Raw genomic sequence first — 12360 nt, 5'->3', positions numbered from 1 at the left:
CCGCCTGCAGGCGGGATATTTGTATTGATAGGAATGCGGATTAGATTTTTTTCGCTAATTCAACCGCTTTACCAATGTAGTTATGTGGTGTTAATTTTTTCAACTCCACTTTCACATCTTCAGGCAGTTCTAAAGAATCAATGAATAGAGATAATTTTTCTGCACTGATCTTTTGGCCGCGAGTTAATGCTTTCAATTTTTCATATGGTGATTCAATGTTATAACGGCGCATTACAGTTTGGATTGGTTCTGCTAATACTTCCCAGTTTAAATCTAAATCTTTGCTGATGATTGCTTCGTTCACTTCTAATTTGCCTAAACCTTTTTGTAAGCTCTTATAAGCAATCAAAGTGTAACCGAATGCTGAACCTAAGCTACGCAATACTGTTGAGTCGCTCAAGTCACGTTGCCATCTTGAAATTGGTAATTTTTCAGCAAAGTGAATGAACAATGCATTAGAAATACCGAAGTTACCTTCAGCATTTTCAAAGTCGATTGGGTTAACTTTGTGTGGCATTGTAGAAGAACCAACTTCACCTTCGATCACTTTTTGTTTGAAGTAACCTAAGCTAATGTAACCCCAAATATCACGCGCTAAATCGATCATGATTGTGTTTGAGCGGCTCATAATGTGTGATAGCTCAGCAACGTAATCATGTGGCTCGATTTGTGTTGAGTAAGGCATGAAGCTTAAACCTAAATGATTGATCACTAAGTTTTGAGCATGCGCTTCCCAATCAACTGCAGGGTAAGCAACCATGTGCGCATTGTAGTTCCCTACAGCACCGTTGATTTTACCGAAGAATTCAAATGTTTCTAATGCTTTGAATTGGCGCTCTAAACGGTAAACAACGTTCGCCATCTCTTTACCTAAGGTTGATGGCGTTGCTGATTGACCATGTGTGCGTGACAATAATGGGATTTCAGCAAATTCGTGTGCCATTGAGCGTAATGTTGCAATGATCGCTGATAATTCAGGTTTCACAACATTATTAATGCTTTCTTTCAACATCAAAGCATAAGACAAGTTATTGATGTCTTCTGATGTACAGGCAAAGTGAATGAATTCAGAATATTCTGCGATTTCAGGCACAGCTTTGAATGCATTTTTTAACCAATATTCAACGGCTTTTACATCGTGATTTGTTGTTTTTTCAATTTCTTTAACGGCTTTAGCATCTTCTGGTGAGAAGGCAGCATAAATATCACGAAGTTTTTGCACATCTTCTTTTGAGAATGTAGGAACTTCAGGAATGCCCGCATTTTCTGACAATGCGATGAACCATTCAATTTCAACAGTGATACGCGCTTTAACCAAGCCATATTCACTCATGATGCTTTGTAATGGTGATGTCTGTCTTGAATAACGTCCATCGAGTGGAGAGAGTGCAGTAATTGCATCCAACATATTTAAGCCCCTTTAGGAATAACAATGTTTGAAGAAGATTTAAAACAACCAATAAAAACCAATAACCACGCAGCCATGAATGAAACGCCACCAATCGGTGCGATCATGCCAAACATTTTAATGTTCGTGAGTGCGATGGTATATAAACTGCCAGCAAAACAAAAAATACCAATCGTGAATAAGAGATTGGCAACAAAGAAACAGCGCGATGTTTTGAAGAAATATGCAGCAAGCGTTGTGATGATGATCGCCATACCGTGCGTCATTTGGTAATACGTGGCTCGTTCCCATAAGCCTAAACCATAACTATCCAAATGTGGCTTTAATGCATGAGCACCAAACGCACCGAGCCCAACTGCTAAAGCGCAGAATAATCCGCCAATGATAAAGAAATTACGCATCATTAATCCTCAAATAGTTCAAATAATACAGTGTGATCAGGGCGGCCAATTTTCGCTTGTTTGTGTGCATTAACTACAATCGGGCGCTCCATTAATTGTGAATTTTGAGATAAAAATTCTAGCTTTTGATCCAATGTCCAAGCATTCCATTGTTCGCTGATCGTTAAAAAGCCATCATCTTTTTTACGGATCATGGCTTCAATATCGTTATTTAACTGCGTGCAAAGAATGCGTAATTTATCAATAGAAGGAGGATTCTCAATATAATTGATGATTTGAAATTCAACGCCTTTATCTTTTAAGAGATCAAAAGCGGCATTGGATTTAGAGCAATTGCTATTGTGATAAATTGTCCACATGATTTATTTCCTTCCCAAATTGTAAAACTCTTGCAGATAATTCACTCGCACTTTCGGATTCATGATCTTAATGTGTGGCAATTGAGGAAAATCCTTCGGCAACATATTTTCTGCAATGTAAATGGTGTGTTTTGCGCGTGTAATCGCAACATATAATAAATTAATTTCTTCGATGATTTTAAGATTTTGCAAATCATCAGAATTTTTTGATAAACGTTTCACTTCATCTTCGGTGATGAAATCTTCTACAAGATAAACTTCATCGTACTCTAAACCCTTGCTGCGATGCACGGTGGAAAAGAGTAAATCAGCTGTTTCTTTATCTTCTTTGGCTACTAAGCGATCTTTTAACTTTTTCATCACACCAAAGATTTTAGCGCCATATAAACGCACCAATTCTATGAGCATTTTAAGTTGTGTATCGTTGGTTTCCTCTGCATATTCTTCCAAAGATTCTAAGTTCTCGAAAGATTTAATCATTGGGCTATGAATTTTATCAATTTTACCCAAATGCAAGTTCACCACATCATACAAAGAAGTACCTTCTTCCGTATGTGTGTAAGCATGAATACTACCTTCAAAATAGATAGAGCCTGTTAAGGATGGATCATGAATATAGCGAATGGCTTCACGGAGTAAACCTAAATTTGTTCGTCCTAAAACAATTTTTTGATGCTTGTTATCAGTTGTGCCCACGCCTTCAATGGTTAAATTATCTTTAATGTGCAAGTAGCTTTTCCATTCCAAAATGGATTCAGCCAAAAGGGCAATATCCGAATGGAAACGGAAGCTTTTTGTTAAAGGAAAGGTTGTAAAGTCCGTTTCTTCCAAAGCATTCACAGCATGACGCCAACTATAAATTTGTTGGTGGCGATCGCCCACGATCATCTTTTTCGCAGATTGCTTTAAGAAAATATCGAGCATCACGGAAGATGCGTCTTGTCCTTCATCAAAGAAAATATAATCGTAAGGTAGGTTAGGGCGCACCAATTGGAATTTTTTGAGATAAAAATCATGGGTAATTTCAATCTCTGCTTGGTTCATTTTGCGAATGAAAGTTCTCGTATAATCCACAATTTCCGAATAATTCATTTTCACAAAAGCTTTGGCTTTATCATCGCTGAGTAAGCTGAAATAATCTAATTCATCAGCACTTTTGACAGAGCTATTGCAATAGAATCGAAGTAGTTTATCAATATGATGCGCGAATAAATAAGCACGCTGAATCGGCATGGATGATTGCAGATCTAAAATATTGACCGTTTCGGGAATGGAATAGCCATTATTCTTAAGTTGATAACCACCGCGTCTAACAATGTAACGAAATGCTAAAGAGTGGGCTGTTTCTACAGTGACATTGTATAAACCTGCCTGTTGAAATCGCAGAATAGCTTCTTGTTTAACAGTTTGGTTAAACGCTAAATATAGAATTTTTGCATCATTGGGGCGGGATTTTGCATATGCGACGATCGTTGTCGTTTTACCGGAACCGGCAACGGCATTCACTTTTAAATTAGCATCAATTGCAAGAATGGCATCTTGCTCAGGCGTTAGCTTCATTTCGGTAGGTTGATCATTGTGAGTTGCAAAATGAAAAGGCTTATTCTATCAAAGATCTGAAAATCTTGAGCTAATATCTTTGATTAATCAAAAATGCCTGTGAAATTTAATCTTCACAGGCATTTTAATATTTAGTCTAAAGTAAGCTTTAGTGTACCAAAATCATTAACATTCTACGCACAGGTTCAGCAGCACCCCAAAGTAATTGGTCGCCAACTGTGAAAGCAGATAAGTATTCATTACCCATTTTCATTTTACGTAAACGGCCAACAGGAACTTCTAATGTGCCAGAAACAGCTGCAGGTGTTAATAACTTCATTGTTTCTTCACGATGATTAGGAATCACACGTACCCAATCATTAGATTCACGAATCATTGTTTCAATATCATTTAAAGGTACGTCTTTTGTGAGTTTTAATGTCAACGCTTGTGAATGGCAGCGCATTGCGCCAACACGAACACAAATGCCATCCACAGGAACATCATGCGTAGAAGCTAAGATCTTATTAGTTTCCACCATGCCTTTCCATTCTTCACGGCTTTGACCATCAGCTAATTCGCTATCAATCCAAGGAATTAAGTTACCTGCTAAAGGTACTGTGAAGTTATCTTTAGGGAATTGATCTTGCTTCAATAAATGTGAAACACGACGATCGATCTCTAAAATTGCTTTTGCAGGTGAGATTAAATCTTCAGCCATTTCATTACCGATGAATTGCATTTGTTGGAGCAATTCACGCATGTTTTGTGCGCCAGCACCTGAAGCTGATTGATAAGTCATAGATGTTGTCCATTCAACCAAACCTTCTTTGAATAAACTACCCAATGCCATTAACATCAAGCTAACTGTACAGTTACCACCCACGAATGTTTTAATACCATTATTTAAGCCTTGATCAATGTTGTTACGATTGATTGGATCTAATACGATGATCGCATTTTCTTCCATTCTCAATGTAGATGCTGCATCAATCCAATAACCTTGCCAACCTGCGAGCTGTAATTTCTCATAAACAGCTTTTGTATAATCACCGCCTTGGCATGTCAAAATAATGTCTTGAGCCATCAATGCTTCAATGTTGTAAGCATCTTCTAATGTGCTTTCTTGTGCGCCGCCCATATTAGGAGCTGTACCACCAGCATTGGATGTTGAGAAGAAAGTTGCATGAATGTGTTTAAAATCACCTTCTTCAACCATTCTTTCCATCAGCACAGAGCCAACCATTCCGCGCCAGCCAACTAAACCAACCTTTTTCATTTTTGTATCCTTAATAATGCAAATCCATGATCCTGCCTTGAGGCAAGATCAGATCAATATTTGTTTAAATTGATTATGCTTGAAGCTCTGCAATCACTGCATCACCCATTTCTTTACAACCAACTACTGTGCTGTTTGCTTGTGCAATATCACCTGTGCGAATGCCTTTGCTCAAGACAGTTTCAATGGCATCATCAATTTCTTTTGCAATGTCAGGGCGATTGAATGTGTATTTAAACATCATGCTGACAGACATAATGGTTGCTAAAGGATTGGCTTTGTTTTGACCTGCAATGTCAGGTGCTGAACCATGGCTTGGCTCATATAAACCTTTGTTATTTTCATCTAAAGATGCGGAAGGTAACATGCCGATAGAGCCTGTTAACATCGCTGCTTCATCAGATAAAATATCACCAAAGATATTGCCTGTTAGCATTACATCAAACTGTTTTGGTTGACGAACTAACTGCATTGCAGCATTGTCTACTAACATGTGTGATAGTTTTACATCAGGATATTCTTTGGCAACTTCTGTTACAACATCGCGCCATAATTGTGTTGTTTCCAACACATTCATTTTATCGATAGAACAAACTTGTTTATTGCGTGCTTGCGCTGCTTTGAATGCAACATGTGCAATGCGACGGATTTCAGATTCTGAATACAACATAGTATTGAACCCAACTTTTTCACCATTGCGGATTTCGATCCCACGAGGATGACCGAAATAGATATCGCCTGTTAATTCACGCACGATTAAAATATCTAACCCAGAAACTAACTCTTCTTTTAAAGAAGAAGCATGTGCCAATTCTTTGAAAACATGGGCAGGGCGTAGATTAGCAAATAAGTTTAAACCTTTACGAATTGCCAATAAACCTTGTTCTGGGCGAACTTCACGAGGTAATGTATCGTATTTAGTATCACCCACTGCACCAAGTAAGACAGCATCAGCTGCAATTGCTTTGGTTAAGGTTTCATCTGGTAGTGGTTTGCCCGTTTTATCGTATGCAATACCGCCAATGAGTGCGGTTTCTGTTTCAATGCCAAGGTTGTACTTGTCATTCATAACATTTAATACACGAACTGCTTGTTCTGTGATTTCTGGACCAATACCATCACCTGGTAATACTAATACTTTCATTCCTCATCCTTATTGTTTAATTGCGGCCTGTATGACCAAAGCCACCGGCGCCGCGTTCCGATGCTTCAAATTCTTCTACCTCTTGGAAATTCGCTTGGATCACTGGCACGATAATCATCTGTGCTAAGCGTTCACCCACTTCGATTGTAAAAGCTTTATTGCTGCGATTCCAAGCTGAAACCATTAATTCACCTTGATAATCTGCATCAATTAAGCCCACAAGATTACCAAGTACAATCCCGTGTTTTGTCCCTAAACCAGAGCGAGGTAATACCATTGCAGCATATGCAGGGTCTTTAATATAGATTGCCATACCTGTTTTTACAAAAGCACTTTCGCCTGGTTGTAACGTTAAAGGTTCATCGAGCATCGCACGCAAGTCTAAACCTGCAGAGCCTGCAGTTGCATAACTTGGCAGTGGAAACTCATTGCCTAAACGTTTGTCTAAAATCTTGTAATCAACTAATAACACTGTAAATCCTTTAAATAATATTTCTGCCTGCAGTCATTCTGTCATTTTCATAGCGATCTTGTAGACCATATTTGTACTCAAAGCTCATGACGGATTGGAATGATTGAGGTTCAATATTTAATTGCGGTAGATTATTTGTATCTGAAATGCTGTCGACTTTCAAGCTGTTATATTGATTCATTGTAAATGGTGCTTTTGGGAACCATCCTGTGGTCAATGCTAACATGTATGCAAAAAAGCCTGGCATTGCGATAACTTTCTTACGACATAGCTGAGAATAACGCATAACATCACGAATCATCTCTAAAAATGTCATAACTTCTGGACCAACTAAATCATAAGTTTGTTCATGAGTTTCTTGTGTTTGTAAGATGTTTACAACAGCGTGTGTCACATCATCAATATAAACAGGTTGAAATTTTGTGAATGCACCTGGCAACATAAATATTGGGCACTTATTGATTAAGCGTACCAAATTATCAATGCTTGGCGCACGATGACCAAACATGAATGAAGGGCGAAGAATTGATACTTTAATGTCGCTGTCTTTTAATGTTTCTTTTAGTGTAACTTCACCTTGCCATTTAGTATCAAAATAAACACTGCCACCTTTTTCTGAAACACCTAATGCACTCATGTGTACAAAGTGCTTGATATTTGTCTGCTTTGCTAATTCAGCATAATGTTTGACTAATTCAACATGAGCTTTGGTTGCGCGCTTACGATTACCATCCATTGTGCCCATTAAGTTAATCATAATGTCAGCATCATGGATGTGATAGAGCATTTCTGCATCAGTTTTTGGATAAGTTTTGAACTTCACAAACTGACATTGTTTAGTATCCACCTGTGGATTTTTGTTGCGTGAGAATACGATGATCGAATTGTTTTTATCTCTTGCTAAACGGCTGATAATATGGCTACCTACGTAACCGCTACCACCGAGAATGATGATTTTTGACATAGACAACTCCTCTAAAAAGTAGGAAGAATAACCGATCCATTCTAACTAATGGGATTAGGGTCGTAAACTGCATATATAGATATCTCTATATATTTTGACAAATGATCAGAATATCAATTTTTAGCAAAACAGTATAAAATCAGCGCCATTAAGAAAACTAATACAATATAAGGAGTCTGCATGCGTCGTTATTTTGGTACAGATGGAGTTCGTGGCTTAACAGGACAAACTCCAATGACACCAGAGTTTATTTTAAAACTGGGTTATGCTGCAGGAAAAACTTTAGCGCGTGAAGGTGCTCGAGTGTTAATTGGAAAGGACACACGAATTTCTGGCTATATGTTTGAATCAGCATTGGAAGCAGGTTTAACGTATGCAGGCGTAGATGTTGCTTTAACAGGCCCTATGCCAACACCAGCCATTGCATATTTAACAAAAACCTTAGATACATCAGCAGGCTGTATGGTTTCAGCTTCACATAATCCATATTTTGATAATGGCGTAAAATTCTTTGGTGAAGATGGACAGAAATTGGATGATAGTATTGAGTTTGAAATTGAACGACAACTAGATGAACCATTGATTTCTGTAGATCCTGATAAGTTTGGCCGTGTGCGTCGTATTACAGATGCCGCAGGGCGTTATATTGAATTTTGTAAGAGCTCCGCACGTGATTTGAATTTACGCGGTATGAAAATAGTTTTAGATTGCGCTAATGGTGCAACTTATCACATTGCACCGCATGTATTCACTGAGTTGGGCGCAAAAGTTGTTGTGATTGGCAATCAGCCTAATGGCTTTAATATTAATGATCAAGTTGGCTCAACACAGCCTGCAGCACTTCAGAAGAAAGTGTTAGAAGAAAAAGCAGATTGTGGCATTGGCTTTGATGGTGACGGTGATCGCTTAGTCATCGTAGATTCTAAAGGCATTGTTTATGACGGTGATGCAATTTTATATTTGATCGCAACGCACCGTAAAGAAAAAGCAATTGTTGCAACAATTATGAGTAACTTGGGTTTTGAATATGCTTTAAAGCAAGAAGGCATTGATTTGATCCGTGCAAAAGTAGGTGATCGTTATGTATTGGAACAGTTAAAACATCATGGTTTAACTCTAGGCGGTGAAAATTCAGGGCATATCATTTGTATGGATAAGCATACAACGGGTGATGGTATCATTGCTGCCTTGCAAGTTTTACAAGCAATTTTAGCCAAAAATATGACAATTCAGGAAGCTTTACAGCATATTCCTAAATCTACGCAGACCTTAATCAATGTTAAAATATCTGATCGTGATGGCTGGGAAACAGATGCTGTGACAAATGCGATTGCAATTGTTGAGCAACAGCTAGGAGATAAAGGTCGGGTATTGATTCGCCCTTCAGGCACTGAGCCGGTAGTTCGAGTCATGGTAGAAAGTTTTGATGTGAAAGCATCACGAGAATATGCAGAAACACTTGCAAAATTGATCGAAAATCAGAAATAATAGAATAATGCCTCGGTAGCTCAGCAGGATAGAGCATTCCCCTCCTAAGGGAAAGGTCACACGTTCGAATCGTGTTCGGGGCACATATCATCATATCTATTAGATAAACTACACAATTGATTAATAAGAGCGTAAAATAGCTCTCTTTTTGTTAGGAAATCTGTCCATGGATAAGCAGCTTGCCATTATTTTCAAGATAATGGGAATGTTGATGATGGCTTTTAGCTTTACTTTTTTAATCCCTGTTGGGATTTCATTGATTTACTCAGATGGACAAACGCAATATTTTATCAGTGCCTTTCTCATTACGTTAGTTTTGGGGGCTCTGTGGTGGTTTCCATTTAGAAAAGTAGATTATGAACTTAAAACACGGCATGGTTTTATTATTGTTGCACTATTCTGGAGTGTTTTAAGTTTAATTGGTGCTTTGCCACTTGCAATGTCAAAAGAGTTGGATATTTCATTTATTCATGCATTTTTTGAAGCAACTTCAGGGTTTACTACGACGGGTGCAACAGTCTTAAATCATCTAGAAACTTTGCCGAAATCTATTTTATGGTATCGCACGCAATTACACTTCTTTGGTGGTATGGGGATCATCATCTTGGCGGTGGCCATTATGCCATTATTGGGCATGGGCGGAATGGCGCTCTTTAAGGCAGAAGTACCAGGCCCTATGAAAGAGGAAAAATTAACACCAAGAATTGCACAAACAGCACGTAACTTATGGTTTGTCTATATCTCATTAATGTTAGCATGTATCACTAGTTATTATTTTGCAGGGATGGATCTATTTGATGCAATTACGCATGGTTTCTCCACTGTAGCAACGGCAGGCTTTGCAAACTATGATGATAGTATTGGTTACTTCCAAAGCGAAGTAATTAATTGGATTGCGATCTTTTTTATGTTCATGGGTGGGATTAACTTTACACTACATTTTTTAGTTTTTAGAGAAAAAAGTGTTAAACGTTATTTTCAGAATTTTGAATTAAGAACATTCTTTTTTGTGTCTGTTGGCGCTTCTATCATTGTAGCCTTAACATTGCATTATTTTTCTGTGTTCAATGGTTGGTATGATGCTATTGTCAATGCATTCTTTACTGTTATTGCAATGATCACCACAACAGGTTTTTTGATTAATCCATTCAGTGATTGGCCCACATTTTTACCATTGTTGTTAATCTTTTTATCATTTATGGGGGCGTGTGCAGGGTCAACAACAGGTGGTATGAAGATGATTCGTATCATTTTGGTGTGCAAGCAGGCATATAGTGAAGTGAAGCACTTAATTCATCCGCGTGCAGAGTTACCTGTTCGTGTGGATGGGAAAGTTATTCCTTTATCCATATTAGCGAGTGTATGGGCATTCATTGTATTATATTGTTTGTCTACAGTAGTACTGACACTGGTTATGATCGCATGTGGGTTAAGTCCTTTAGATGCCTTTTCTGCTGTTGCTGGGTGTTTGAATATTACAGGGCCAGCATTAGGTTCTATCGCGAATAATTATTCTTCCATCAGTGATATGGGGCTCTCTGTTTTAAGTTTTACAATGTTGTTAGGGCGTTTAGAGATCTTTACAATATTTGTATTACTCACACCAAGTTTTTGGAGAAGTTAATATTATTCACAAAGTTATCCACAGTTTGATATGTAATAGTGTGGATAACTTATTTAAAACTCATAAGTTATAAATAAGTTTTGAAACTGCCTGAAATTATCAGCTTTACAAATGCTGATTAATCTTTGATCTGACTTTGGATAATGAGCTATATACCAAAATCTTAACGATGCTGTGATGATTATTCACAAAGTTATCCACAGCTTAACCTCAGACCAATTAATCCAAAGTTAAAATAGAATTTTTGACGATATTGGTGTTGTGTATACATGTTGTCTTTTTTGAAGAGCTTCGTTATCTTCGGATAATTTTTGGATTAAACAGTTTCTAGCATAAATTAACTGCATTAGTTTATTAATTTCACTTTTATAGATAGAGATACTTTGTTGAAGCCTATGAAGTTCACTTTTAGTATCTGATAACTCTTGGCTATATTGTTCAACTAATTGCATGAGCCTATTTTGCTCTGTTTTATAATTTTCTTCAATAAGATGGGTTTGTGATTGATTCATACTTTGAATAATAGTGTGAATATTAGACAGAATATTATTCATTTGAGTAGTGATTAAAGATTGTATATCAGGAGGTAGCTGACAATTATCAGGTAGTTGTATGTCGCAAAATTGATAGTCTTCTATAGGATGCGTAAATTTTTCCTGTTCAATATTTTTTTCAATCTGATTGATTTCTTTTTGTAATTTGGGTGTGGTTATTAAAAAATTAGTGTTTTTCATAGTTTAATTTCTTCTCCAATAACTTATTATTTTTGTATTGTTAATTTTAATTAATGTTTTGATTCTCAGAAGCTGAATTACCATTCAGAGTAACTATCTTCAGGCACGCAATAAAATTTCCCTTTGAAAGGCTCTATAAGTTTTCCTTCACATTCTGTATGTTGAGATTCATCTTCATAGCTTACAACTTTTTTAGCATTATCGTTTTGAACTAAGGATGAAAATGAACCCTGTTCAACTTTTTGGTGTTGTATGCGAGCATTTTTACAAATTGTTAAATTAAGTTTATTACCATATTCATAGCAGTCTAAGTCTAAATTCTTTTGTTTAATAGTTGTTTGTGTATTTTTGAAGCTCTGTTCAATGTATCTTTGTAATGGTGCGCAATCCTTGAATGTAGAATTTTTTTGATTGATGGTGCGTAAATTATCTAAGACATTTTGTAGATGAGAAATATAGATATTTCTATGCTGTAATTCATGAGTTCTAATTTCATACAATTCAGAATCAAATTTCATTAGAGTTTTATCTGAGTATCGTCCGATGGCCATATCTAACTTAGGCATATAAATATTGGAGTAAAACTGTATATTTATTGAATGAATGAAGCATAACTTGCCAGGACGATATTTAAGTTCATAGCTAGGTGAGCTATATCGTGCTTCATGCATACCGACATATTTATGACTGTTTGCATCATGTTGATTCATCAACATAGGTGAAGCATCATAAATAGCTCTTTGTACATCATGTTCATCCTTTGGGGATACCAAGTAATGATTCTCTGATGTTTTGAGTGTAAGCGCATATGCTTGATTCGTAAACAAAGCGAGGTAAATAGATATAAGTGAATATATCAATGTTTTATCTAATATTTTCATTATCAAATAACCAGTTAATCATTGTGTATATTTATGATGAATAATTATAAACGAAATAATTGCTTAA

The 12360-nt window shown here is 36.8% G+C and carries 12 protein-coding genes and 1 tRNA gene; 3 read left to right on the top strand and 10 right to left on the bottom strand.

Annotated elements, in window-relative coordinates; all coding sequences use genetic code 11:
• Positions 1–40 precede the first annotated feature (40 nt).
• From purB to BZK14_RS12430, 8 genes are all read right to left on the bottom strand, one after another.
• Positions 41–1408 carry an adenylosuccinate lyase gene (purB, locus tag BZK14_RS12465; protein WP_077926788.1) on the bottom strand — a complete coding sequence of 456 codons (1368 nt, stop codon included), beginning with the start codon at positions 1406–1408 and terminating at the stop codon, positions 41–43.
• A 2-nt stretch (positions 1409–1410) separates the two neighbouring features.
• Positions 1411–1812, bottom strand: coding sequence for a DUF423 domain-containing protein (locus tag BZK14_RS12460; RefSeq protein ID WP_245831359.1), 402 nt, complete (start codon positions 1810–1812; stop codon positions 1411–1413).
• The gene (locus BZK14_RS12455; protein WP_077926786.1) at positions 1812–2168 is read right to left on the bottom strand and encodes an ArsC/Spx/MgsR family protein; all 357 of its coding nucleotides are present in this window, start codon (positions 2166–2168) and stop codon (positions 1812–1814) included. Before BZK14_RS12455 ends, BZK14_RS12460 begins: the two co-directional genes overlap by 1 nt.
• 3 nt (positions 2169–2171) lie before the next feature.
• Positions 2172–3728, bottom strand: coding sequence for a UvrD-helicase domain-containing protein (locus tag BZK14_RS12450; protein ID WP_077926785.1), 1557 nt, complete (start codon positions 3726–3728; stop codon positions 2172–2174).
• Positions 3729–3876: 148 nt separating this feature from the next.
• A complete protein-coding gene (gene asd, locus BZK14_RS12445; protein ID WP_077926784.1) occupies positions 3877–4986 on the bottom strand; it encodes an aspartate-semialdehyde dehydrogenase in 1110 nt (369 codons plus the stop codon).
• A gap of 73 nt (positions 4987–5059) precedes the next feature.
• The gene (gene leuB, locus BZK14_RS12440) at positions 5060–6130 is read right to left on the bottom strand and encodes a 3-isopropylmalate dehydrogenase (RefSeq protein WP_077926783.1); all 1071 of its coding nucleotides are present in this window, start codon (positions 6128–6130) and stop codon (positions 5060–5062) included.
• Between the two features lie 16 nt (positions 6131–6146).
• Positions 6147–6602 carry a dUTP diphosphatase gene (dut, locus tag BZK14_RS12435; protein ID WP_077926782.1) on the bottom strand — a complete coding sequence of 152 codons (456 nt, stop codon included), beginning with the start codon at positions 6600–6602 and terminating at the stop codon, positions 6147–6149.
• A gap of 10 nt (positions 6603–6612) precedes the next feature.
• Positions 6613–7566: an NAD-dependent epimerase/dehydratase family protein gene (locus BZK14_RS12430; protein WP_077926781.1), complete on the bottom strand. Its 954-nt coding sequence runs from the start codon at positions 7564–7566 to the stop codon at positions 6613–6615.
• A gap of 180 nt (positions 7567–7746) precedes the next feature.
• Between BZK14_RS12430 and glmM the strand changes: the two genes are divergently transcribed.
• From glmM to BZK14_RS12415, 3 genes are all read left to right on the top strand, one after another.
• The gene (glmM, locus tag BZK14_RS12425) at positions 7747–9054 is read left to right on the top strand and encodes a phosphoglucosamine mutase (RefSeq protein WP_077926780.1); all 1308 of its coding nucleotides are present in this window, start codon (positions 7747–7749) and stop codon (positions 9052–9054) included.
• Between the two features lie 9 nt (positions 9055–9063).
• Positions 9064–9137, top strand: a tRNA-Arg gene (locus BZK14_RS12420).
• An 83-nt stretch (positions 9138–9220) separates the two neighbouring features.
• Positions 9221–10678: a TrkH family potassium uptake protein gene (locus BZK14_RS12415; RefSeq protein ID WP_245831357.1), complete on the top strand. Its 1458-nt coding sequence runs from the start codon at positions 9221–9223 to the stop codon at positions 10676–10678.
• A gap of 230 nt (positions 10679–10908) precedes the next feature.
• Here BZK14_RS12415 and BZK14_RS12410 read toward each other — a convergent pair whose 3' ends face one another.
• Positions 10909–11412, bottom strand: coding sequence for a 3'-5' exonuclease (locus BZK14_RS12410; RefSeq protein WP_077926779.1), 504 nt, complete (start codon positions 11410–11412; stop codon positions 10909–10911).
• A gap of 77 nt (positions 11413–11489) precedes the next feature.
• Positions 11490–12293, bottom strand: coding sequence for a DUF922 domain-containing protein (locus tag BZK14_RS12405; protein WP_077926778.1), 804 nt, complete (start codon positions 12291–12293; stop codon positions 11490–11492).
• Positions 12294–12360: the final 67 nt, after the last annotated feature.

The sequence above is a fragment of the Wohlfahrtiimonas larvae genome, from assembly GCF_002006755.1.
GTDB lineage: Bacteria > Pseudomonadota > Gammaproteobacteria > Cardiobacteriales > Wohlfahrtiimonadaceae > Wohlfahrtiimonas > Wohlfahrtiimonas larvae.
The sequence above is the reverse complement of the archived record's forward strand: the minus strand, read 5'-3'. Positions and strand labels throughout refer to the sequence as shown.